We start from the raw sequence: 23,229 nt of genomic DNA on the forward strand, positions 1-23,229 counted from the left end.
CGCGCCTGGCGGCTACGCCCCCTCCCCCGGATCCCAGTCCAGCAGCCGTACCTTCGCGACCGTCCGGACGTGCCGCCGCATCGCCGCCGCGGCTGCTGCGGGGCGGCGGTCGGTGATCGCGTCGAGGATGGCCTCGTGCTGGGCGTAGGAACGGGTGGGGCGGCCGGGCTGGCGGAGGGATTCGGTGCGGCTCTCGGCGATCTGGTCGGAGATGGAGCGCATGAACTCGGCGAGGATGCTGCTGTGCGCGGCCGCCGTGACCGCCGCGTGGAAGAGGCGGTCGCCGTCGACGCCGGGCCGGCCGTGCTCGATCTCCTCGGCCATGTGCGCGAGCGCCTGGCGCATCGCGGTCAGGTCGTCCTCCGTACGGCGCTCCGCGGCCAGTTCGGCGAGTTTCGTCTCCAGGGCCTCACGGGCGTCGAGGACGTCGGGGAGGCGCCGGCGGCGCTCGACCAGCTTCTCCACGGGCTCCACGTCGAGGCTGTCCCGGACGAGGTACGTCCCGCCGCCGTGCCGCGCCTCCACCAGGCCCTGGACCTCCAGCACCACGATGGCCTGCTTCACCGAGGCCCGGCTGACGCCCAGGCGCTGGGCGAGGTCGCGCTCGGGCGGGAGACGGTCGCCGGCCTTGAGGCCGCCCTCGGCGACGTACTGGCGCAGCCGGTCCAGCACCTGCTCGTAGAGGCGCTGCTTGCTCATGGGGCGCAGGGCGTCGGTCACGGGTCCCCCTCTCGTGGGGAGGGTAACACTGGGTGGTCGAGTGGTTCATTGGCTCACTGGCTCACTGGACTATTGGCTCAGCCAATTCTCGCGCGGCCCCTTGACGCGCCGGACAGCCGGGCCCACGCTAACCAGCCAGTCGGGCGAAGTGGTTCAGCCACTCGTCCACTCACCCTTCGCGATCGGTCCGTCCACTCACCGCTCCGGGACCCAAAGGCGGGAGCCCGTATGTCCTCCGAACTCATCTCGATCCTCGTCCTCGTCGTGGTGTTCGTCATCGCCACCACGCGTTCCATCAACATGGGCGCGCTCGCCTTCGCCGCCGCCTTCGCGGTGGGCGAGCTCGTCGCCGACCTCGACGCGGACGGCATCTTCGCCGGCTTCCCCGGGGACCTGTTCGTCGTCCTCGTCGGCGTCACGTATCTGTTCGCGATCGCGCGGGCCAACGGCACCACCGACTGGCTGGTCCACGCGGCCATCCGGCTCGTACGGGGGCGGGTGGCGCTGATCCCGTGGGTGATGTTCGCGATCACCGGGGCGCTCACGGCGATCGGCGCGGTCAGTCCGGCCGCGGTCGCGATCGTCGCGCCCATCGCGCTGAGCTTCGCCTCCCGTTACGGGATCAGCCCGCTGCTGATGGGCGCGATGGTGGTGCACGGCGCCCAGGCCGGCGGGTTCTCGCCGATCAGCATCTACGGTTCGATCGTCAACGGGATCGTGGAGCGCGAGAAGCTCCCCGGCAACGAACTCGCCCTCTTCCTCGCCTCGCTCCTCGTCAACCTGGTCATCGCGGGCGTGGTGTTCGTCCTCTTCGGCGGGCTGAAGCTGTGGACGCAGGGCGCGGTGGCGACAGGGACGGGGACGGGGACGGAAGCTGGTGACTCCGGCAACAGCGGCGGTACGGAGAAGCAGCGCCCGGAGCCGAACGGCACCGGCACCTCCCCCGCTCCCACCTCCCCCTCCCCCACAGCCATCACCACCACCGCCACCACCACCCCCCGCCCCGACGCGCCCCCCGACATCCGCCTCACCCCCGCCCGTGTCACCACCCTCGTCGCCCTGGTCGCCCTCGTCGTCGCCGTGCTCGCCTTCGATCTCGACGCCGGGCTCACCGCGATCACGCTCGCCGTGGTCCTCAGCGCCGCCTGGCCGGAGGACAGCAAGAAGGCGGTCGGGCAGATCGCATGGCCGACAGTGCTGGTGATCTGCGGTGTGCTCACGTACGTCGGTGTGCTGGAGGAGATGGGCACGATCACCTGGGCGGGCGAGGGCGTCAGCGACATCGGTGTGCCGCTGCTGTCCGCCGTGCTGCTGTGCTACATCGGGGCGATCGTCTCGGCGTTCGCGTCGTCCGTGGGCATCATGGGCGCGCTGATTCCGCTGGCGGTGCCGTTCCTCGCGGAGGGGGATGTGGGCGCGGTCGCCATGGTGGCGGCGTTCGCGGTGTCGGCGACGGTCGTGGACGTCAGCCCGTTCTCGACGAACGGCGCACTGGTCCTGGCCGCCGCGCCGGACGTCGACCGCGAGCGATTCTTCAGGCAGCTGATGGTGTACGGAGGGATCGTGGTGGCGGCGGTACCCGCGGTGGTGTGGCTGGTGCTGGTGGTGCCCGGCTGGGGGTAGATCCCCGGTCGCCTTCGCGGCAACGAGACAACAGTCGCAGCAGCGAGACAACAATTAAGGAGTACGACGCGTGTCCTCTCTCTTCCCCACCCTGACCCATGGCCCGACCGCCGACCGGCCCGCGCTGCGGTTCGGCGACCGCTCCCTGACCTACGGGCAGCTCGCCGCCGCGGCCGGCGCGACGGCCGGGAGAATCCGGGGCGCGGGGCGGGTGGCCGTCTGGGCGACCCCGGCGCTGGAGACGGCCGTCGCCGTGGTGGCGGCGCTGGAGGCCGGGGTGGCCGTCGTACCGCTGAACCCGAAGTCGGGCGAGAAGGAGCTGGGGCACATCCTGGCCGACAGCGCCCCGTCGGCCGTACTGACCGCACCCGGCACTGAACTCCCATCCCTCGTAAGCGACTTGCAGCGGATCGACGTAGACCCGCAAGCCACCGGCGCCTCCGCCCCCGAAGCCCCCGAAGCCCCCGTGTCCCCCGAAGATCCCGCCCTCGTCGTCTACACCTCCGGCACCACCGGCCCACCCAAGGGCGCCGTCCTCCCGCGCCGCGCGCTCGCCACCACCCTCGACGCGCTCGCCGACGCCTGGCAGTGGACCGGCGACGACATCCTCGTCCACGGCCTCCCCCTGTTCCATGTGCACGGTCTCGTCCTGGGCGTCCTCGGCCCGCTGCGGCGCGGTGGGTCCGTCCGCCACCTCGGCCGGTTCAGCACGGAGGGCGTGACACGCGAGCTGAACGACGGCGCGACCATGCTCTTCGGCGTACCGACGATGTACCACCGCATCGCCCAAGCCCTGCCCGGCGAACCGGAGTTGGCGAAGGCTCTCGCCCATGCCCGGCTGCTCGTCTCCGGGTCGGCCGCGCTGCCCGTGCACGACCACGAGCGGATCGCGGCGGCGACCGGCCGCCGGGTGATCGAGCGGTACGGCATGACGGAGACGCTGATGAACACCAGCGTGCGGGCCGACGGGGAGCCGCGGGCGGGGACGGTGGGCGTACCGCTGCCGGGCGTGGAGCTGCGGCTCGTCGAGGAGGACGGGGCGGCCATCACGTCGTACGACGGCGAGACCGTGGGGGAGATCCAGGTGCGCGGGCCGAACCTGTTCACCGAGTACCTCAACCGGCCGGACGCGACGGCCGCCGCGTTCACCGCCGACGGCTGGTTCCGTACCGGTGACATGGCGGTGCGGGACCCCGACGGCTATGTCCGGATCGTCGGGCGCAAGGCCACCGACCTGATCAAGAGCGGGGGGTACAAGATCGGGGCGGGCGAGATCGAGAACGCGCTGCTGGAGCACCCGGGGGTGCGGGAGGCCGCGGTCACCGGTGAGCCCGACGCCGACCTGGGTGAGCGGATCGTCGCCTGGATCGTCCCCGCGGATCCCCAATCCCCGCCCGCCGACGACGAGTTGGCCGATCACGTGGCCCGTCGCCTCGCCCCGCACAAGCGACCGCGCGTCGTGCGTCACCTCGACGCCCTGCCCCGCAACGACATGGGGAAGATCATGAAGCGGGAGCTGAGCACCGATGGCTGACCGTCTCACCGCCCGCGAGATGATCGCCCTCGTCGCCGACGGCTTCTCCGAACTCCCGCCCCCGCCGGATCAGTCCGCCCCGGACGGCCCCCTCGCCTGGCAGGGTTACGACGCCTCGCGCGCCCGCGCCGCCGAACGCACGGGCGAGCAGGAGTCCGTCGTCTGCGGCACGGCACACATCGAGGGCACGCACGCGCTGCTGATCGCCTTCGAATTCGGTTTCCTGGGCGGCTCGTTGGGCGAACGGACCGGCGACCGCATAGAGGCCGCCCACGCTCACGCCCGCGCCCACCGTCTCCCCGTCGTCCCGCTTCTCGCCACCGGCGGCAGCCGTATGCAGGAGGGGATGCTCGCGCTCACCCAACTCCAGCGCGTGGCCCGGCAGTCCGCCCTCACCCGCGAGGCGGGCCTGCCCCAGATCGCCGTGCTCCGCGACCCGACGACCGGCGGCGGCTGGGCCACGCTCGGCGCGGGCGCGGATGTCGTCCTCGCCCTACCCGGGGCCCAGGTCGGCTTCGCGGGCTCCCGGGTGCGGCCCCCCGACGCGGATCCTGCCGCGTATACGGCGGAGGCGCAGGTGGCGGCCGGTGCGGCGGACGCGGCCGTACGGCCGGAGGAACTGCGGGAGACGCTGGGGCTGTGGCTGAGGCTTCTGACGGGATCGTCGGCACAGGAGGCGCCGGTCCCCCGGGCGCTGGGCGCCGCGGCGGAGCCCCCCGCAGCCGGAGCCGGCAGCACGACGGAGCCCGCCATCACGAGCGACGCGGCCGAGGCCGGGACCGGCCGCACACCGTCACCCTCCGTCCACGGCGGCACCCCGAACCTCCCGCCAACAGGCTGGGCCGCCGTCCAGCGCGCCCGCTCGCCTCAACGCCCGCGTGCCCAGGCCTACTTGGACGCCTACTTCACCCACCGCGCCGCCCTCAGCGGTGACCGCTGCGGCGGCACCGACGCGGGGATGCTCTGCGGGTTCGGCGAGCACGGCGGTCGTACGGTCGCGTACGCGGCGCAGGCCGGGACGGCGACCCGGCCCGCCGGTTACCGTACGGCCGCCCGTCTGATCAGGCTGGCCGACCGGCTCGGCATCCCCGTGCTGACGCTGGTGGACACCCCGGGTGCGGCCAATGACGCCGAGGCGGAGCGGCAGGGGGTGGGCGCGGCGATCGCGGACGTGTTCGCCGCGGTGGCCGCCGCCCGTACGCCGATCACCACCCTCCTCATCGGCGAGGGCGGCTCGGGTGGAGCGCTGGCGCTGGCCGCGCCCGGCAACACCTGGGCCACACCGGACAGTTACTTCTCGGTGATCGCACCGGGGCCGGCCGCGGCGATCCTGAAGCGTCCGCCGGAGGAGGTCGAGGCGACGGCGGACCAGCTCCGTATCCGGCCGCAGGACCTGGCGGAGCTGGGGGTGATCCGGGGCGTGGCCGACTGACTCCCGGCGGAACCCGGTGACATCACCATGCACCGTCCGTAACAATGGAGTTCGTACAGGTCACATACATCACGGGGGATCGGGCGGCGCCATGGACGGGTTGATGGAGTTCCAGACCGAGGGCGGCGCCATGGTGGTCGTGGAGGGTGTCGAGGACGAGTCGGGCGCCCGGCTGGTCTCGCGCGGCGACGGGCCGGCGCGGGCGGCGGGCACGTTCGAGGGCGCGCTGGACGGGGTCCGGGCGGCGGCCGAGTCCGCGTTGCGGGTCTTCCGGGACGGCTCGCTGCGGCCGGAGTCGGTGGAGCTGGAGTTCGGGGTGAAGCTGACCGCCGAGTCCGGAGCGGTCATCGCCAAGGGGTCGGCGGAGGGTCATTTGGTGGTGAAGCTCAGCTGGTCCCCGGGGCAGACCCCGGCCGCACCGGAGGCCGCCGGCCGGTCATGAGCAGCGCTGCCTGGCACGCCCGGATCTCCTGCGGGAACGAGGTCGGCGCGGGCTTCCTGGTCTCCCCCCGCCGTGTCCTCACCTGCGCCCACGTCGTGCGCTGGAGCGGCGCGTCGGCGGTGACGGTGACCTTCCCCAACAGCAGAGGGCTCGATCCGCTGCCCGCCACCGTGACCGCCCACGGCGGCTGGTCGGGCGGCGCGGCCGACCCCGGTGATCTGGCCGTCCTCGAACTGGGCCGCGAAGTCCCGCTGGCGCCCGCCGAGTTCGCGCCGCCGGGCGCCGAACTGGGCGACCCCGCACCGACGCTCGTCGCCTACGGCTTCCCCAAGGGGTACGACGAGGGCATGCTCGCCCGGTACCAGGCCGTGCCCGGCGCACTGGTCTCGGACGAATGGCGTCAGCTGGAGGCCGTGACGGCCCACGGGCAGCCCCTGGCGGCCGGCTTCAGCGGCGCGGCGGTGACCCTCCCGGACGGCAGGGTCGTCGGCATGGTGGCGTCGGTCGCGGGTGCGCGGGACGTCCGGGTCGGGCGGATGCTGCCCACCCAGGTCATGGCCCGCTACTGGCCCGAGCTGGGCGAGCGGGTCCCCACTCCCGACCATCACCCCGATGCCGTAAGGCGGTTGTACACGCTGGTGCGAAGGGCGGTGGCGCACGACGTGGACTGCGATCCGAACCGGCTGTACGTCGATGCCGTGGGCCCGTTCGGGCCGCAGTTGCCGGAGGGCGGGTTCGCCTCGCTGGGGGCGGCTGCCGGGTATGTGCAGTGGGAGGTGCCGGGCGCGGAGGCGGTGGGCCGGTTCGCCGACCGGCTGCAGGAGCTGCTGGACGCGCCGCCCGCCCGGCCCGCCGCCGCGCACGCATGGTCGCCGATCCTGGTCGAGATCGAGCACAGCGGTGCCGGCATCGACCAGGTCACCGTCGAGGTGTCCGCCTACCGCGACGGGCACCGGCGGCGCGTCGGGTCGCGCAGGTTGCCGCGCACCGCCGTACGGGCGTACGTCCAGGAGCGCATCGACGAGGCGTTCACCCAGCTCGCTCCGGACGCGGACGAGCTGATCACGTTCGTACTGCCCCGCGAGTGGCTGAACGAACCGGTGGCGCACTGGGAGTGCGGTGAGGACGACTCCACCCCTCTGGGCTGTGCCTATCCGCTGGTCGTGGTGGACCGGTCCCGGCACCGCAGCGGGCGGCTGCGGCACCGGCTGGCCAAGCGGTGGCAGCAGCTGGACGCCTGTCCCGGCGCGCGGCTGCACCGCGTGGAGTGCGGTGCCCCGGAGCGGCCCCCGAGCCTGCGCAAGCGGCTGCGCGACCACTCCGCCGACCTGGCGGGATTCGCCTTCCCGCCGTCCACCGCACAGCCGCACTTCGAGGTCGGCCTCAACACCCCGGTGCCGGTGCTGCTGTGGTCGCGCACGGGCTGTGCCGACCTGCGGCACGACGGTCCCTGTTCCGGAGCCGCGTTCCTCGACGAGCTGTCCGCCTCCGTCGCCGATGTCCCGCCCATCGAACTCCCGCGTCACGTCATGGAGTTGAGGGAGGCGGCGGACGCGGACGACGATCCGGAGAGCCACTGGGCGAAGGACGTCCAGCTGCTCTGGGACGACCCGCGCTGCTTCCCCGAGCCCGCCACCTCCCTGCACTCACCCGTCGCCTGAGCCGCCCGCCGACCACCACCACGACACGAACCACCCACGGAGAGAAGATCCATGCCCCTGTGGCCCGTCTACACCGGCACGACCGAGCCGCATGACGGCATCGACCGGCTGCCGCCGCCCCCGCCCTGGCGGGCCTTCGACGGTGGCCCGGTGCTCGACGCCCCGGACGGGGCCGCCGACGCGTCGGCCGTCTCCCCGGACCGCACCCATCGCGCCGCGACGTACCGGGCCACCCCGCAGACCGTCCAACTGGTCAACGCGGCCCTGTACTTGCGCCGCCCGCTGCTGGTGACGGGGCCGCCCGGCACCGGCAAGTCCTCCCTGGTGTACGCGGTCGCGCGCGAGCTGAGCCTCGGCCCGGTCCTGCGCTGGAACATCACCAGCCGCAGCACCCTGCACGACGGCCTCTACCAGTACGACCCGCTGTCCCGCCTGTACGCGGCCCGGCACACCCCGGCGGCGGAGACCGGCGGCGCGGGCGGCATCGAGGACCACCTCCGGCTGGGCCCGCTGGGCACCGCCCTCCTCCCCTACGCCCGGCCGCGCGCCCTGCTCATCGACGAGATCGACAAGAGCGACCTCGACCTGCCCAACGACCTGCTGAACGTGCTGGAGGAGGGCCAGTACGAGATCCCCGAACTGATCCGGGGCGCCCGCACGGCCCAGGTGATGATCGACGGCACCGACCAGCGGGCGCCGGTGCGGCGCGGCCGGGTCCGCTGCCGGGCCTTCCCCTTCGTCGTCCTCACCAGCAACGGCGAGCGTGAGTTCCCGCCCGCCTTTCTGCGCCGCTGTGTGACCTTGCACCTGCGGCAGCCCGACGACGGCCAGCTCGCCGACATCGTCCGCGCCCACTTCGACGAGGAGCCCGACGCCTACGCGCAGACCCTGATCGACCGTTTCCTGTCCCGGGTGGGCGGCGGCGACCTCGCCACCGACCAGCTGCTGAACGCCATCTACCTGGCCCGCTCCTCCGACCTGGCCGCCGAGTCCCTCGACGAGCTGGCCGAGCAGCTGATGCCGTATCTGAGCGAGGCACCGCAGACCGATGCCTTCTGAGCGCCCCGGACCGCGCACGCCGCTGCGCCGCCTGGCCGACATGCTGGCCGAGGCGTCCGGCGGCCCGCAGCCGACCCCGCTCGAACTGGCCGAACTCCTGTGGCTGGCCCGCCATATGGAGCCCCCGGCCGAATCCCCGGCCGCCCCTGCCGCGCGGGCCCCCGCCGATGTCGTACGCCCTCCCGCAGCCGCGACCAAGGCACCGCCGCCATTCCCGTCCGGGCAACAGAACATCGGCGAGCCGTCCGCGCCGCCGCCATCCCCTCGCGCCCCGCTGCACCTGCCCGCGCCTGAGCCCGCGCCGGCCACGAAACCCCAGGTGACGGCCGAACCCCACACCACCCTCCTGGCCCCCGCGCCCCCGATGCTGCGCCACCCCCTGGCCCTGCAACGCTCCCTGCGCCCGCTCAAGCGCCGTACCGACGCCCCCGACCGGCTCGAACTGGACGAGCGGGCCACGGCCGACCGCATCGCCCGCCTCGGGGCCGCCCCCGAGTGGTGGCTGCCGGTGCTGCGGCCCGCGCGGGAGCGCTGGCTGCGGCTGAACCTGGTGTACGACACGGGCCCGACCATGCCGGTCTGGCGCCCCCTGATCCGCGAACTGCACACCGCGCTCGTCCAGTCCGGGATCTTCCGCACGGTCACCCTGCACCGCGCCCACCCGGACGGCACCGTGCGCTCCCTCCCCGGCGACGGCCGCACGGTCACCCTCCTGGTCAGCGACTGCATGGGCCCGCAGTGGCGGCAGGGCCCGGCCGGCACCCGCTGGTTCGGCACGCTGGCCCGCTGGGCGCACCGGATGCCGCTGGCCGTCGTACAGCCCCTCCCGGAACACCTGTGGCGGGACACGGCCCTGCCGTCGACGCCGGGCCGCCTGTCGGCACCGCATCCGGCGGCACCGGCGGCCTCGCTCGCGTTCACGCCGTACGACGGCGCTCTCGACGAGCCGGACGGCACCGGCACCGTCCCGCTGCCCGTGCTGGAGCCGGGGGCGCGCTGGCTGGCGAACTGGGCGGCGCTGGTCGCGGCGCCGGGAGGGCAGGAATTTCCCGGTTCGGCGGCCCGGCTGGGCGGACCGCTGCCGGCTGCCTCCGACAACCGTACGGACATCACCGGCCTGTCCGCCGAGGACCTGGTCCTCCGCTTCCGCGCGACGGCCTCGCCTCAGGCGTTCCGGCTGGCCGGCCATCTCGCGCTCGGTCGCCCGGACCTGCCGGTCATGCGCCTCGTCCAGGCCGCCGTCGAGCCACATCCGCGCCCCCAGCATCTCGCCGAGGTGATCCTCAGCGGCATGCTCACCGCGGTCCCCGGCCCGCCCGGGTCGTATGCCTTCCGGCCCGGCGTGGGCGAACTGCTGCTGCGCGGCCTGCCGCGTACCGCGCGGGGGCGTACGGCCGAACTGCTCGCCCGGGTGGGCGGGTTGATCGACGAGCGGGCGGGAGTGGCGCCGGGTGAGTTCCGGGCGTCCACACCGGCGGCGGGCGGTACGCCGACCGTCGTGGACGGGGAGGCGTTCGCGACGGTCACCACGGAGAGCGTGCGGCAGCTGACGGGCGGGGGCGCGGGGACGTCGGGGTCCGTGCCGCCGGTTCTCGCGGGCCGCTACCGGATGCTGGGCTTGTTCAGGCCGGACGGCACATTGTGGCGGGCCCACGACACCGAGGCGGACCGGACCGTCGTGATCCGGCGGCAGCGCCCGGTCACCGACCCCGAGCGGCGGGAGGCCTTCCTGCGGGAGGCACGGATCCTGAAGGGCATCGACCACCCGGGTGTGGTGACCGTCCACGACTTCGGCATCGAGGACGGCACCCCCTACGTGGTGATGGAGCATCTGGACGGCATCCCGCTCAACGCGATGGCCGCGGTGGGCGGTTACGAGCTTCCGTATCCGCTGCTGGTGTCGATCGGGACGCAGCTCGCGCGGGCCCTTCTGACCTGCCACATGTCCGGCATCACCCACGGAGGGCTCGAAATGGGGCGGGTCGTCCTCCTGCCCGACGGCACGGTCAAGCTCAGCCACTTCACACCGGGCCGGACCGCCGGCCCTCAGGTGCGCGCGGAGGATCTGCGGGCCCTGGCCGAGCTGCTGCTCGAACTGGCGGCGGCGACCGCGTGGCTGACGCGGCCGGTGCACCCGGACCAACTGATCCATCTGCCGAGCAGCTTGCGTCCGCAGTTCGCGGACGCCATCGACCGGCTGCTGTCCCAGGTCCTGAACACCCAGATGGAGGGCCTGGAACAGCTCATCTCCCCGGACTTGGCGCCGGCGGCCCGTGAGGCCTACGAACAGCGCTTCCACTACGTCCTGGGTCCACTGCACGTGGAAGGCCCGACCGGCGACATCCCCATCCCCCCGGACCTCCGGCCCATGCTCGCCATGCTGCTGCTCAGACACGGCCGCAAGGTGACCCACGACGAACTGGCCGCCGGCGTGTGGGGCCCGGGCGAGGCGCCGCAGGACACCGTGGCCGAACTGGGCCGGCAGGCGTCCGAGCTGCGCGCCCTGCTGGGCCCCGGCACCCTCGCCGTCCAGCCCGACGGCTACGCCCTGCACACGAGCGCCGACTTCGTGGACCTGATCGAGTGCGAACGGCTCGTGGAACGGCTCGTGGCCCGCACGCCCCGCAACCGCGCGGACTACGACCGGGCCCTGAAGCTCTGGCGCAGCGGCGAACCCCTCGCCGGCGTCCCCGGTCCCGCCGCGCACACCGCCCGCGCCCAGCTCCAGCAGCTCCGCCTCGGCCTCTACCGCTCCCGTGCCGAACTCGACCTGGAGCGCGGTGAGTTCGAGCGCGTCGAGACCGACCTCGCCGAGCTGCTCCGCGCCCATCCCGCCCGTGAGGACTTCCGCCGCCTGTACATCATCGCGCTCCGCCGCCAGGGCCGTACCGAGGAGGCTCTGGAGGCGTACGAGGAGTACGAGGTGTCCGGCGGCCTGAATCCGGAACTGCGGACCCTGGGGCACGAACTGCGCGAAGAGCTGGAGAGGTTCGACGACGCTCCGGAGGGCGGGTACGAGGAGCCCGCCGCCGACAGCACCGTCACCGACTACCTGCTCGGCTACGCCGCGGCGGCCGAGGAGCAGCCGCCGGAGGAGCCGTCGGAGGAGCCGCTTCCTCAGGAGGACGTGCCGGTCGACCCGCGCGACGAACTCCCGCCGGAGGCCTTCGGCAATGAGGGCGACGAACCGGACGTCGACCCACGCGACTGCGCCGCCTTCGAGTTCGTGGACGGCCCGCCGTCCGACGAGGCGCTGGAGGACCTCCGCCGGCTGGTCACGATCCTGCTCACAGTGAGTGGTCTCGACTCCTACCAGTACGAACTACGGGAATTCCGCACGGGGTTCACGGTGCTGACTGCGCCGTACCTGGACACTGCTCCCCTCTTCCGGGCGACCGTGGCCGGGCTGCCGGAGCTGCTGGAGCGCCTGGACGGCCGCCGCCTCCGGGTGGAGTTCTGGCAGGCGTGGTTCCGGCGGGAGGGCAGCGAGGGGGGCAGTGACCGGCCGGCCGCCGAGGCGGTGACGGCCGCGCTGGACGCGTCCGGTGCGCGGGCGGTCCTCGCCTTCTCGGACTTCTGGCACCAGGTGGAGGTCGACGAGAATCCCGACGCGGACCCGGGGCTGTTCGAGCCGTTGGGCGACGGGACGGGGTGGTACCGCGCGGTCCGGCCCGACGAGGTGCGCGAAGCGCCCGCGGCGGACGCCGTGGTAGACGTCTCCGGCACGGCCTACGACATGGTCACGGCGTCGACCGCCCCCGTGGTGCGCGGCCCCTTCCCCATGCCGGCTGACTGGGGACTCGTACGTGCGGAGAGGGCGTCCGAGGCCGTCGTCCTCTCCCTCCCCGGCGGCGAACTCGTCCCGCTGGACTCGTCTTTGGCCCGCTTCGCACCCGATCACGTCCGTGCGACCTGGAGCTACTTCACGGTCGACCTGGCGGAGCGCGGCCTCACGCCCGATGCCGTGCCCGGCGTCGAGGTGAGATGGTCCGTCAACGACCCGGTGAAGGCCGCGAGCAACCCCGGTCTCGACCTGCCCGGCCTGCTGACCGAAACGCTGCTCGGCGCGCGGGGCCTGTACGGCGACGGACTGCGCGAGGCACTGGCCCGGACGAAGGTGCCCGGCTATGGCATCCGCTGGATCCTGCCCGCCGAGGTCCAGAGCGCGCCGCTCGGTACCCGGCCCGACCGGTCCCGCCCCGCCAATACCTCCTCGGCGCTCATCGCCGGCGCCGACGCGGTCATCCTCGCCTTCGACGACGTGCTGGCCCGTATGTTCCCGGCGGGCGCCGAGCGGGAGGTGCTGCGGGACGTGGCGCGGCTCATCTCGGAGGAACGTGATCCCGAGGACGCGCTGACCGGGCAGCCGCTGCTGCCGGGTGGCGGGCCGGTTCCGCCGCTGGAGGGGCACGCCAACTCCCTCGATCTGCTCAGGGCGTTCGCCGGACACGGCCTGGCGCAGGAGGTGCGCCGCCGGATCGACCGGCACGAGGCGCGGGCGGCGGCGACCGCGCGGCCCACCCCGCTGGCCGACCAGTTGGTGAGCGCCCTGCGCGCGGGGGACGTCCCGCTGGCCGTGGTGACCGACCGGGCGCCCGAGCCGGTCAGGAAACACCTGAACCGACGGGGCCTGACGCGGCACTTGGCGGGTGGCGTGCACGGCCGCGGCACCGACCTCGCTCTCCTCATGCCGCACCCGCACGTCCTCCAGCAGGCCCTCGACCGGCTGGGCGTGCCGGCCGCCCGCTGCGTGATGATCGGCTCCACCGTCGCCGAGCGGGCCGCCGCCCGCGCCGTCGGCCTGCCGTTCATCGGCTTCTGCCCGGACGACCAGACCCGGCGGCGACTGCGCGCGGCGGACGCCGAGACACCCCTCGTCACAAGCCTCCGTACGCTCATGACCGCCGCCCGATACCGCTGAGCCCACAGGACAAGGCAGCGACGCGCCGCGCGAAGATCAGGAATCACCCGTCCAGTCGCACCCCACCCGGCCCCCCACAACAGGCGCGCCCCGTCACGCCCCCGCACGATGCGAGGGAGAGGCCCGCCGCCCGGCGGCCCGCGAATCGAGGCCGGCCGGCGCATCCGGCGGCCCGCCACGCTCTGCACACTCGGGAGGATCTGCCGTGACCGACAGTCTGAACCAGTTGCGCCGTTGCCACTTCGCCGTCGACCTGGGGGCGGCACGGACCCGGGTCTATCTGAAGGGGACCGGGCTCGTCGTCGACCAACCGTCGGCGGCGGCCGTGAACACCAGGACCGGTGCGCTGATCGCGGTCGGGGAGTCCGCGGAGCGGATGACGGGCCGTACGCCGCCATACATCCGGGTCGTCAGGCCCGTATCGGGTGGCAGCGTCGTCGACATCGAGATGGCGCAGCGGATGCTGCGGCATCTGCTCGGCGACAAGATCCGCCGCTCGCTGCGCCGCAAGCCGTTCCTGCGGGCCGCCGCCTGCACACCGCACGACGCGGACCCGCTGGCCCAGCGGGCGACGATCGAGACGCTCGTCGGGCTCGGTGCGCGCCGGGTCGAGCTCGTCGACACGCTGATCGCCGCCGCCGTCGGCTGCGGGCTGCCCGTCGAGCAGCCGGAGGCCACGATGGTGCTGGTGTGCGGGGCCGCCGCCACGCAGATCGCCGTGCTGTCGCTGGGCGCGATCGTGACCGCCGAGCGTATCTCCGTGGGCGGCGAGGCCGTCGACCGCGCGATCGTGCAGCACCTGCGGCACCAGCACGAACTGATGCTGCCGAGCCAGTCCGTACGGCCCCTGCAGCTCGCCCTCTCCGGCAACGGACTCACGCCCCACGGGCCCGCCTCCACCGAGATCCACGGCCGGGACGTCGCCACCGGTCTCGCCCGTTCCGTGCACGTAGACACCGCCGCCGTACGCGACGTCATCCAGACTCCGCTCACCGCCGTCCTCGACGGTATCGGCAAGGTGCTGCGGGACTGCCCGCCCGACCTGGTGGCCGACCTGTCCGACCGGGGGGTCATGATGGTCGGCGGGAGCGCCCTGATTCCGGGGCTCGACCAGATGGTGCGGCAGGCGACCGGTATGCCGGTGCACATCGCGGAACGGCCCGACGTGTGTGCCGTACAGGGTCTCGGCTGCATGCTGGAGGGCGAGATCGAGCCGATCGCGCTCGACACGAGCACGACGAACTGACGACTCACTGACTACTGACTGACGACTGACTGACGACTGACTGACGACGGCCGTGCCCGAGGACTCCCTCCCGGCACTCCTCGAAGCTTCCACAGCGTCGGCACCGACCCCGAACTGCGCACCACGCTCCAGCACATCGTGGACAGCGCCGCCGAACTCACCGGCGCCCGGTACACGGCGCTCGGCACGGCCGACGCCGTCCGTCGGCTCGCCCGCTCACATCCAGGGGTCGGCCCCGGGGTCGCCGCCCGCCGCCACGGTCGCGAGGCGGTCCATGTAGTGCGCCCAGCCCTCCTCGTGCGCTGCGGAGGCCTCCGGGGAGGGGAGGCCACGGTGGGTCAGGCGGAGGAGGGTGCCGTCGGGGACGGGTTCGAGGGTGATCTCGATCGTGGTCGAGCCGGGCGGGACGGGCATGTCGCCCTCTGCCCAGCCCCAGGTGAAGACCAGGCGCTTGGGCGGGTCGATCTCGATGAAGCGGCCCTCGGCGATGTTCTCGCCGTTGACGTTCGTGCGGTAGGCGCCGCCGGGTTCGAAGGTGAACTCGCCGGAACGGCCCATCCAGGACAGCCACTTGTCCCGGTCGGTGAAGAAGGAGAACACCGTCTCGGGGCGGGCGGCGATGTGCCGCTCGACGGTGACCGCGCCTGCGTTCACGAGGTGGCTCCCTTTGATTGCGCGTCGCGTTCGGCCGCTTCCGCCAGCTCGGCCAGGGTGTCGAGCTTGGCGGCCCACATGGACTGAAGGTAGTCGGCGAGCGGGCCCATGTTCTCCCGGTCGGCCCGGTAGAAGCGTTTCTTGCCGTCCTGGCGCAGCGTAACCAGGCCGGAGTCCCTGAGCACCTTGAGGTGCTGGGAGACCGCCCCGAAGGTGACGTCGAACCGCTCGGCGATCTCGCCCGCGGACAGCTCGGCGTCCCAGACGAGCCGCAGAATCTCACGCCGTCTGGGCTCGGCGACTGCCCGTACCGCATCCATGGCTCTCATTTTAGCCGCCGCTACAGTTTGCGCTTCTGGGCACTTCATTTTAGTCTCGACTAAAGCACACTGTCGGCATGGACGACCATGAACACCCTGACCCCCGCCATCGAGGAATGCGCCGCCGCCGTCGCGGCCACCGCCTCCGCCATCCGTGCCGAGCAGCTCGGCGAGCGCACACCCTGCGAGAAGTTCACCGTCGCCGAGCTCCTCGACCACCTCGGCGGCACGCTGGCATCCTCCGCGCGGGCGGCCCGTAAGGAGCCGCAGTCCGAGGCGGACGCGGGGATGTCCCCGGCGATCGTCGCGCGGACCGCCACGGAGGCCGCCGCCGCGTGGGCCGGCCCCGCGGCCTACGAAGGCACCACCGTGTTCGGCCCCGGCGAGATGCCCGCCGCCCTGGCCGCCACGGTCACCCTCGAAGAACTCGCCCTGCACGGCTGGGACTTGGCCTGCGCCACGGGTCAGTCCTTCACCCTCGGCGACGAGACCGCGCAGGCCGTCCTCACCGCCGTCGAGCAGATAGCCGACCAGGCCAGGGGCAACGGCGGCTACGGTCCTCCCGTACAGGTCGCACCCGACGCCCCCGCCTTCCACCAGGCACTGGGCACCAGCGGACGCGACCCTGAGTGGAAGGGCTGAAGACCTGGAACTCCACCTGAAACCATGACCGGCATGGACATCGACGAGGAAGTCATCCCGATCCTGCACGTCAAGGACGCCGCCGCGGCGGTCGCCTGGTACGGGCGGCTGGGCTTCACCCAGGAGTGGGAGCACCGCTTCGCCCCCGCCCTCCCGGCGTTCGTCGGGATCGCCCGGGGGCGGATGCGGCTGTTCCTCTCAGAGCACGAGGGCGACGCCCGCCCCGACACCCTGGTGTATCTGCGGGTGAGCGATGTCGACGCGGTCGCCGCGGAGTTCGGGGTGCGGGTGGAGGAGGCCCCGTGGGGTGCACGGGAGGCCGAACTACGTGACCCGAGCGCCCCGAAGGGGCGCGGGGAACTGCGCGACCAGCCACAACGGACCCGCAGACGACCGACGGCCCACCACGGCACGGCACCGCACCGCACCGCACCGCACAACCAGCGGAGCGCTCACGTACGGGTGACCGTCCCGCACTCCTCCTCGCGGTTCGGATCCGGAGTGCGACTGCGGTCATACGGGTCGACGGCCGAACCGGAGGGCGAGGGGCCGGTGGGGATGTCCGAGTCGAAACCGGGGTGGAGGAAGCCGTCGTAGACGTCGCAGGCGGAGTTGCCGATCTCCTGGTCGTACCGCTGCACGCCGAGCTTTCCCGGGGTGACCTGGTAGCGGGAGGGGTCGTCGAGGCGGAGGTCGAGCAGGCGGCGTACGACGGTCCGGGCCACCTCGGTCGCATCGTCGCGCGCCTTCACCAGCGGGTAGACGAAGGTGTAGTTGGCGTGCACGGCGAGCGAGCCGTCCTCGCCGGCCTCGAAGGTCATCCGCCCGCGCGTCTTGACGACGTCACCGGCGAGGCGGACTTCATCGGGGTCGAAGCGGCTGAACATGGTCAGGGGGTCGTGGTCCTTGTCGGGCTTGCGCAGCGACGTGTTGAGCAGTTGCACAAGCTCCGTCTGCTTCGGCTCGATCACGTCGAACGCGGTCTCGGGCCGGCCGCCGCGCAGAGTGGCCGGGTCGAGGTTGGCGTCGACCAGCAACTCCCGGGTCTGCCGCAGGGCTTGGTCCACCTGCGCCGCGGAGAACGTGCCGACCGCGGTCGCCCTCGGCAGTACGATCCCGGCCGCGCCGTCGGCGTAGTCCTTGGCCGGTGACCCGGCGAACGGGTCGGCGAGGGTGGCGGTGTCCGGGGCCACCGAGGACGGCGGTGCGGTGGGGCGGGCGGTTTCGGCAGGCAGCGGGGAGGTGGCGCGGGCGTCGTCCGAGGCGCCGGATCCGAAAGGGTCCCCGGGGAGCAGCGACGGCTTCACCGCCACCAGCGCGACGACGATCGCGACGGGAACGCCGAGGATCGCCCACAGCCGCCGACGCCGTGCCCCTCGCCGCTCCGGCACCCGTCGGTCGGGCCCGGCGCGCCACGCTTCGGGCGCCTGCCCCCGCGCGTCCTGCTCCCGCAACCGCGCGGTGACCATACGGGCCCGCGCGGACGGTTCCTTCGGCGCCGAGGCCGGGATCTCCCGCTCCGCGTCCTTGAGGAACCGCTCCCACTCCTCGTCGGAAATGGGCGTCTCGTCGGACGGCTGTCCGGCCATGCTGCTGCTCCCCCTCGTCCACGTCCACGTCCACCGTCACCACCGGACCCATCGAGCCTTCCGCCCGCCGGTCCCCCCAGGGCGACGTCGCCCCCGCTGGGCCGGGGCTGACGCGTCGGCGCAAGTGTAAATGTGCCGCGATATGCCGTCGGCCGTCTGCGGCGCCGTCGGGGCTGTGTCACCACGCGGCGGAGCCGCGTGGTGACACAGCCCCGCGCCCTTTCGGGGCGCTTCCGAACCGTCGGCCGACTTCAGCCGACCCGCTTAAGGTGGCTGTATGGGTGGCGGCGTGGTGACGCTGTTCCTGTGTGGCGACGTGATGCTCGGACGGGGCGTCGACCAGATCCTCCCGCGCCCGGGCGATCCGGCCCTGCGGGAGACATGGGTCGCGGACGCCCGTTCCTACGTCGACCTGGCCGAGGCGGCGAACGGTCCCGTTCCCGCCCCCGTACCCCCGTCCTGGCCGTGGGGCGAGGCGCTGCGCGTGCTGGACGAGGCCGCGCCGGACGTGCGGATCCTGAACCTGGAGACGTCCGTCACGCGCAGCGACACGTTCGCGCCCGGCAAGGAGGTCCACTACCGGATGCACCCGGCCAACCTGCCCGCCCTGACCGTGGCCCGCCCCGACGTGTGTGTCCTGGCCAACAACCACGTCCTCGACTTCGGCCGCCCCGGACTCGACGAGACCCTCGGCTCAGTCGCCGGCGCGGGCCTGCGGACGGCGGGAGCGGGACGGAACGCCGCCGAGGCGTACGCGCCGGCGGTCGTCCCGCTCGGGCACGGCCACAGGGTGCTGGTGTTCGCCCTGGGGGCGTGGTCCAGCGGCATCCCGCCCGACTGGGCCGCGACGACGGACCGGTCCGGAGTCGCCTACGTGCCCGAACTCTCCGCCGCCGAGGCCGCCGCGACAGTCGTACGCATACGACAGACCAGACGCGCGGGCGACCTCGTCGTCGTCTCCGTGCACTGGGGTTCCAACTGGGGTTACCACGTCCCCCACGACCAGACCGCCTTCGCACACGCCCTGGTCGACGGCGGCGCCGACGTCGTCCACGGGCATTCCTCCCACCACCCACGCCCGCTGGAGGTGTACCGCGACCGGCTGATCCTGCACGGCTGCGGCGACTTCATCGACGACTACGAAGGCATCTCCGGCTACGAGCAGTACCGCGACGACCTGCGCCTCGCCCACCTCGTCTCGCTGGACGCGGAGACGGGACGGCTGACCGGGCTGCGCCTGGTGCCGTTGCGGGCGCGGCGGATGCGGCTGGAGCCCGCGCCGCCGGACGACCGCGCGTGGCTCGCCGAGACGCTCGGCCGGATCAGCGGCGGACTGCGGATCGCCGTGGAGCGCGACGGCACGCTTCGGCTGTCGCTTGCCGGTATGCCGGGGTGAGCATCAGCCGTCGGCTTCGGCCCCGATGAGCGGGACGGTCGCTCCGGTTGTGCCAGGCGTGGCGGGTGCCGTTCTGGATCACGGATCTTCGGTGTAGGTCAGGCGGGAATGGTCGTCCAGGGCGGTGTGCAGGTAGGCGTAGCCGGTGCCGGTCCGGTTGCGTCGGCCTTCGGCGCGTCCTTGGGCGCGGTGGCCGCCGCCGTCGGGGATGCGGCCGAGTTTCTTGACGTCGATGTGGATCAGTTCGCCGGGCCGGGAGCGTTCGTAGCGGCGGGCCGGCTCGCCGGTGGCCCGGTCCAGCGCGGCCAGGGCGGGCATGCCGTGACGCTGGAGGATGCGGTGGGCGGTGGACGCGGCGATCCGGGTGCGGGCGGCCAGCCGAAGTGGACCGATGCGGTGCTCGCGCCGTATCCGCACCACCTGTGCTTCCACCGTGGCGGGCGTCTGCCGGGGTGAGTGGTGGGGGCGGCTGGAGCGGTCGTGCATGCCCTCGGCGCCGTGGTGGCGGTAGCGGCCGGCCCATCGGGCGGCGGTGGTGTGACTGACCTGGAATCGTTCCGCGGCCCGTCGCACAGCCCAGCCGTCGTCGACGACACACCGGGCCAGACGCAGCCTGCCGGTCGGAGTCAGCGGGGCATTACGGTGGGACAACGAGAGCCTCCTGGGCGGCGGTTGTAGATGTCCAGTCCACACTGACTGTGTCACTTTCCGTGGACGTCATTTCGACGTGAGTTCGGGAGCACCTGCGGCTCCTCTGCGTGATCAATGCCGGTGAGAATTGATGTCACTGTGCCGCTGTGTCAGCCCTTCAGGCCTGACACAGCGGGCTGATCGTTGGCGGTAGGCGTGTCCGCCATGAGTGCGCTGAGATTGATCACGGCCCTAGTCGGCGATCTCTGCGTTCGAATGGGGCTGGGCGAGCCGGCGGCAGAGGCGATCTCTTTACCTTGTGACGGTATGCCGCGAATGCGTGTATAGGTGGTGCTCAGCCGGATACTCGGGCGGAATGGTACGGACGTTGAAACGGCATGGAAGGCACGGCGGGCACAGCGCGACCGACCAGAAGGCCGAGACCGCGCGGGCAGCCGAGGCCGGGCCGGATGAGCAGGTGGAGCAGCAGGCGCCGGACACCCCGACGGACCTGCCCAAACGATCCTGGGGAGCAGTGCTCAAAGGCACCTTGAAGGAGTTCAAGAAGGACGAGCTGACCGACCGGGCCGCGGCGCTGACCTACTTCAGCATCCTGGCGCTGTTCCCAGCACTGCTGGCGCTGATCTCGCTGCTCGGGGTCGTCGGGCGGTCGGCGTCGCAGCAGGTGCTGGACAACATCCAGAACCTGGCCCCGGGCGCGGCGCGGGATGTCCTGAGCAGCGCGGTGCAGCAGATGCAGGGCAACGCCGGCCTCGGCTCGGTCATGGCGATCGTGGGTCTGCTGCTGGCGGTGTGGTCGGCCTCCGGCTATGTCGCCGCGTTCATCAGGACCGCCAACGCGGTCTACGACGTCCCGGAGGGCCGCCCGGTGTGGAAGGTGCTGCCCGTGCGCGTCGGCGTGACGGTGGTCCTGATGGTCCTGGCCGTGGTCAGCGCGGTGATCGTCGTGTTCACCGGCGGCCTGGCCCAGGAAATCGGCAACGCGCTGGGCGTCGGCGACACGGCACTGACGGTGTGGTCGATCGCCAAGTGGCCGGTACTGGCGGTCCTGGTCACGACCATGATCGCGATCCTGTACTGGGCGACACCGAACGCGAAGGTTCGCGGCTTCCGCTGGATCACACCGGGCAGTTTCCTGGCCTTGCTGATCTGGATGATCGCCTCGGCCGGGTTCGCGCTGTACGTGGCGAACTTCGCCTCGTACAACAAGACCTACGGCACCTTCGCCGGCGTGATCATCTTCCTGGTGTGGCTGTGGATCACGAATCTGGCGATCCTGCTGGGCCTGGAGTTCGACGCGGAGATGGCCCGGCAACGCGCAGTGGCGGGCGGTCAGCCGGCCGAGGAGGAGCCGTACGTCGAGCCGCGCGACACCCGGAAGTGGGACGAGGAGGATCGCCGCCGTCTTGAATCGTGACTGAAAGAAGGAGCCCCGCCGGGGCCTGGTCCAGGGCGCTTCGTAGGTCCCGGCGGCGGGGGCCGGATCGATCACAGCATCGGTGTGATGGGGCCTGGGACGGGAAGTCAGCTGGTCATGGGGACGATGGCGGATCTGCACGACGGGGATCGCCTGCTGGCCAGGCGGGCGATCGGGTGGGGGCCGCCCTGGGTGCGGCGGGTTGCGCCGACAGTGGAGGAGGCGGCGGAGCACACCAAGCTGTGGTGGGCGACGGCCGCAGCGATGGTCGCGTTCGGTGGGTGGCGCGGTCGTGCGGCCGCCGCTGCGGGGGTGGCGGCCATGGCGACGGCCCAGGTGCTGTCGAACGCGGTCGTCAAGCCGCTGTACCGGCGGCGCCGCCCACCACAGGAATGGGTCCCGCCGGAGGAACTCCAGGAGCGCCCGGACAGTTCCTCCTTCCCCTCCGGGCACACTGCCGCGGCCTTCGCTTTCGCGGGTGCCGTCGCGCCGGTGTGGCCGGCCGCCGGTGCCGCCTGTGGGGTGTCGGCGGTGCTGGTGGCCGTGGAGCGGGTGCACAGCGGTGCCCACTTCCCCTCCGACGTGGCCGCTGGCGGCGTGATCGGGCTGGCCACAGCCGCCCTGATACGGGGCGCAACGCATCTGCTGCGGCGACGTGCGTTCTGACCGGAGGTGAGGCGCTGATGCGGGGTACCCGGACAGCCGACCGGATCAAGTTGACGAAGGGCAGGTGAGCAGCCATGACAGCGGACAGCTCCCACCGCACCGATGCCGGAGCGCAGGAACCGGTGGGCGACCTGGTCCAGCGCGCCTCGCAGCAGTTGTCGCAGCTGGTCCGCGACGAGATGCGGCTGGCGCAGGCGGAGATGACCGAAAAGGGCAAGCGGTTCGGCAAGGGTGGTGGCCTGTTCGGCGGCGCCGGCCTGGTGGGCGTGCTCACCCTGCAGGCACTGGTGGCCACCGTGATCGCCGCGATGTCGCTCGCCATGGACGTGTGGGTGGCGGCTCTGATCGTCACCGGCGTCCTGGCCGCCATCACCGCACTGATGGCGGCTCTCGGCAAGCAGCAGATCAGCAAGGCATCCCCACCGACACCCGAGCAGACCATGGACAGCGTCAAGGCCGATGTGAGCGAGATCAAGGAGAGGGCGCAGCGATGACGCACGACAAGCCGCACACGGGCGATGAGGCAGCAGCCCCTTCCCCTGAGGAACTGCGGGAGCAGGTCGAGGCGACGCGCGAGGAACTTGGCGAGACCGTCGAGGCACTCGCGGCGAAGACCGACGTCAAGACCCGCGCCCAGGAGAAGACAGCGGCCGTCAAGCAGCAGGTCGCCGAGAAGACCACCCAGGCCAAAGCCCAACTCAAGGACAAGGCGACGCACGCCGCCCACGCCGTGCAGGACAGGGCTCCGGAACCGGTGCGCGCCAAGGCCGCCGCGGCTACCGAGCAGGTCCGCGACAAGGCCGTGCACGTCGCCGAGCTGGCCCGGGAGAAGGCACCGGAACCGGTCCGCGAGAAGGCCGGCCAGGGCATGGAGGCGGCGCGGGCCAACCGTACCCCGCTGGTCGCCGCCGCCGGCGGCGCGCTCATCGCGCTGCTGCTCATCCGACGTGCCAGGAGGCGCCGATGAAAGCCTCGAAGATCGCTTACAAGCCGGTCGGCCTGGCCATGGGCGCTGTCAGCGGCGTTGTGGCAGGTGCATTGTTCAAGCAGGTCTGGAAACAGCTCGGACAGGAGAAGGATGCCCCCGATGCCACCGACGAGCACCGCACCTGGCGTGAGGTGGTGTCGGCAGCCGTCCTGCAGGGCGCGATCTTCGCTGGCGTCAAAGCCGCCGTCGACCGCGGCGGCGCCACCGCCACCCGCCGCCTGACTGGCACCTGGCCCGGCTGACCGACTGCGGGTGGCCGCACAACCCC

General features: G+C 72.5%; 19 protein-coding genes and 2 pseudogenes. 16 read left to right on the forward strand and 5 right to left on the reverse strand.

The genetic code is table 11. The annotated features are described in order from the left end of the window. Positions 1 to 12 precede the first annotated feature (12 nt). Positions 13 to 720 carry a FadR/GntR family transcriptional regulator gene (locus QQY66_RS14710; protein ID WP_301979873.1) on the reverse strand — a complete coding sequence of 236 codons (708 nt, stop codon included), beginning with the start codon at positions 718 to 720 and terminating at the stop codon, positions 13 to 15. Between the two features lie 228 nt (positions 721 to 948). Here QQY66_RS14710 and QQY66_RS14715 point away from each other — a divergent pair, with 228 nt between their 5' ends. From QQY66_RS14715 to QQY66_RS14750, 8 genes are all read left to right on the forward strand, one after another. Beyond that, positions 949 to 2,343 (forward strand): SLC13 family permease, encoded by a 1,395-nt coding sequence (locus tag QQY66_RS14715; protein ID WP_301979874.1) that lies wholly within the window; start codon positions 949 to 951, stop codon positions 2,341 to 2,343. A gap of 70 nt (positions 2,344 to 2,413) precedes the next feature. Next, the gene (locus QQY66_RS14720; protein WP_301979876.1) at positions 2,414 to 3,877 is read left to right on the forward strand and encodes an acyl-CoA synthetase; all 1,464 of its coding nucleotides are present in this window, start codon (positions 2,414 to 2,416) and stop codon (positions 3,875 to 3,877) included. After that, on the forward strand, positions 3,870 to 5,309 hold the full coding sequence (locus QQY66_RS14725) for a carboxyl transferase domain-containing protein (RefSeq protein WP_301979878.1): 1,440 nt from the start codon (positions 3,870 to 3,872) through the stop codon (positions 5,307 to 5,309). The genes QQY66_RS14720 and QQY66_RS14725 overlap by 8 nt, the downstream gene beginning before the upstream one ends. A gap of 91 nt (positions 5,310 to 5,400) precedes the next feature. After that, complete coding sequence (locus tag QQY66_RS14730) at positions 5,401 to 5,751, forward strand: CU044_2847 family protein (RefSeq protein WP_301979880.1); 351 nt, start codon at positions 5,401 to 5,403, stop codon at positions 5,749 to 5,751. Continuing rightward, a complete protein-coding gene (locus QQY66_RS14735; protein WP_301979882.1) occupies positions 5,748 to 7,412 on the forward strand; it encodes a trypsin-like peptidase domain-containing protein in 1,665 nt (554 codons plus the stop codon). Before QQY66_RS14730 ends, QQY66_RS14735 begins: the two co-directional genes overlap by 4 nt. 51 nt (positions 7,413 to 7,463) lie before the next feature. Then, positions 7,464 to 8,471: a MoxR family ATPase gene (locus QQY66_RS14740; protein WP_301979883.1), complete on the forward strand. Its 1,008-nt coding sequence runs from the start codon at positions 7,464 to 7,466 to the stop codon at positions 8,469 to 8,471. After that, positions 8,461 to 13,392, forward strand: a complete 4,932-nt coding sequence (locus QQY66_RS14745; protein ID WP_301979885.1) for an SAV_2336 N-terminal domain-related protein — start codon at positions 8,461 to 8,463, stop codon at positions 13,390 to 13,392. Before QQY66_RS14740 ends, QQY66_RS14745 begins: the two co-directional genes overlap by 11 nt. Positions 13,393 to 13,597: 205 nt before the next feature. Beyond that, positions 13,598 to 14,638, forward strand: coding sequence for a rod shape-determining protein (locus QQY66_RS14750; RefSeq protein WP_301979886.1), 1,041 nt, complete (start codon positions 13,598 to 13,600; stop codon positions 14,636 to 14,638). Between the two features lie 216 nt (positions 14,639 to 14,854). Here the strand turns inward: QQY66_RS14750 and QQY66_RS14755 are convergent, their stop codons facing one another. Then, positions 14,855 to 15,292, reverse strand: coding sequence for an SRPBCC domain-containing protein (locus tag QQY66_RS14755; RefSeq protein ID WP_301979888.1), 438 nt, complete (start codon positions 15,290 to 15,292; stop codon positions 14,855 to 14,857). Then, positions 15,289 to 15,612, reverse strand: a complete 324-nt coding sequence (locus QQY66_RS14760) for a helix-turn-helix transcriptional regulator (protein WP_301979890.1) — start codon at positions 15,610 to 15,612, stop codon at positions 15,289 to 15,291. The genes QQY66_RS14755 and QQY66_RS14760 overlap by 4 nt, the downstream gene beginning before the upstream one ends. Positions 15,613 to 15,699: 87 nt before the next feature. On the opposite strand from QQY66_RS14760, the gene QQY66_RS14765 reads away from it, so the two are divergent. Together QQY66_RS14765 and QQY66_RS14770 are read left to right on the forward strand one after the other, a co-directional pair. Further along, complete coding sequence (locus QQY66_RS14765; protein ID WP_301979892.1) at positions 15,700 to 16,254, forward strand: TIGR03086 family metal-binding protein; 555 nt, start codon at positions 15,700 to 15,702, stop codon at positions 16,252 to 16,254. A 39-nt stretch (positions 16,255 to 16,293) separates the two neighbouring features. Further along, positions 16,294 to 16,590, forward strand: a pseudogene (locus tag QQY66_RS14770) (glyoxalase superfamily protein); the annotation flags it as partial. A 116-nt stretch (positions 16,591 to 16,706) separates the two neighbouring features. On the opposite strand, the gene QQY66_RS14775 reads toward QQY66_RS14770, so the two are convergent. Beyond that, positions 16,707 to 17,843: a hypothetical protein gene (locus QQY66_RS14775; protein WP_301979894.1), complete on the reverse strand. Its 1,137-nt coding sequence runs from the start codon at positions 17,841 to 17,843 to the stop codon at positions 16,707 to 16,709. 277 nt (positions 17,844 to 18,120) lie between these two features. Between QQY66_RS14775 and QQY66_RS14780 the strand changes: the two genes are divergently transcribed. Continuing rightward, positions 18,121 to 19,239 carry a CapA family protein gene (locus tag QQY66_RS14780; RefSeq protein WP_301979895.1) on the forward strand — a complete coding sequence of 373 codons (1,119 nt, stop codon included), beginning with the start codon at positions 18,121 to 18,123 and terminating at the stop codon, positions 19,237 to 19,239. A gap of 87 nt (positions 19,240 to 19,326) precedes the next feature. On the opposite strand, the pseudogene QQY66_RS14785 reads toward QQY66_RS14780, so the two are convergent. Beyond that, a pseudogene (locus tag QQY66_RS14785) lies at positions 19,327 to 19,890 on the reverse strand (leucine zipper domain-containing protein); the annotation flags it as partial. 355 nt (positions 19,891 to 20,245) lie between these two features. Between QQY66_RS14785 and QQY66_RS14790 the strand changes: the two are divergent. The 5 genes from QQY66_RS14790 to QQY66_RS14810 all read left to right on the forward strand — a co-directional run bounded on the left by QQY66_RS14790 (position 20,246) and on the right by QQY66_RS14810 (position 23,203). Then, on the forward strand, positions 20,246 to 21,307 hold the full coding sequence (locus QQY66_RS14790; protein WP_301979897.1) for a YihY/virulence factor BrkB family protein: 1,062 nt from the start codon (positions 20,246 to 20,248) through the stop codon (positions 21,305 to 21,307). Positions 21,308 to 21,424: 117 nt separating this feature from the next. Next, positions 21,425 to 21,973, forward strand: a complete 549-nt coding sequence (locus tag QQY66_RS14795) for a phosphatase PAP2 family protein (protein WP_301979899.1) — start codon at positions 21,425 to 21,427, stop codon at positions 21,971 to 21,973. Positions 21,974 to 22,047: 74 nt separating this feature from the next. Next, a complete protein-coding gene (locus QQY66_RS14800) occupies positions 22,048 to 22,467 on the forward strand; it encodes a phage holin family protein (RefSeq protein WP_301979901.1) in 420 nt (139 codons plus the stop codon). Continuing rightward, complete coding sequence (locus QQY66_RS14805) at positions 22,464 to 22,940, forward strand: DUF3618 domain-containing protein (protein WP_301980777.1); 477 nt, start codon at positions 22,464 to 22,466, stop codon at positions 22,938 to 22,940. Before QQY66_RS14800 ends, QQY66_RS14805 begins: the two co-directional genes overlap by 4 nt. Further along, positions 22,937 to 23,203 (forward strand): DUF4235 domain-containing protein, encoded by a 267-nt coding sequence (locus QQY66_RS14810; protein ID WP_301980778.1) that lies wholly within the window; start codon positions 22,937 to 22,939, stop codon positions 23,201 to 23,203. Before QQY66_RS14805 ends, QQY66_RS14810 begins: the two co-directional genes overlap by 4 nt. The last annotated feature ends 26 nt before the right edge of the window (positions 23,204 to 23,229 follow it).

This window comes from Streptomyces sp. DG2A-72, assembly GCF_030499575.1.
Lineage (GTDB): Bacteria > Actinomycetota > Actinomycetes > Streptomycetales > Streptomycetaceae > Streptomyces.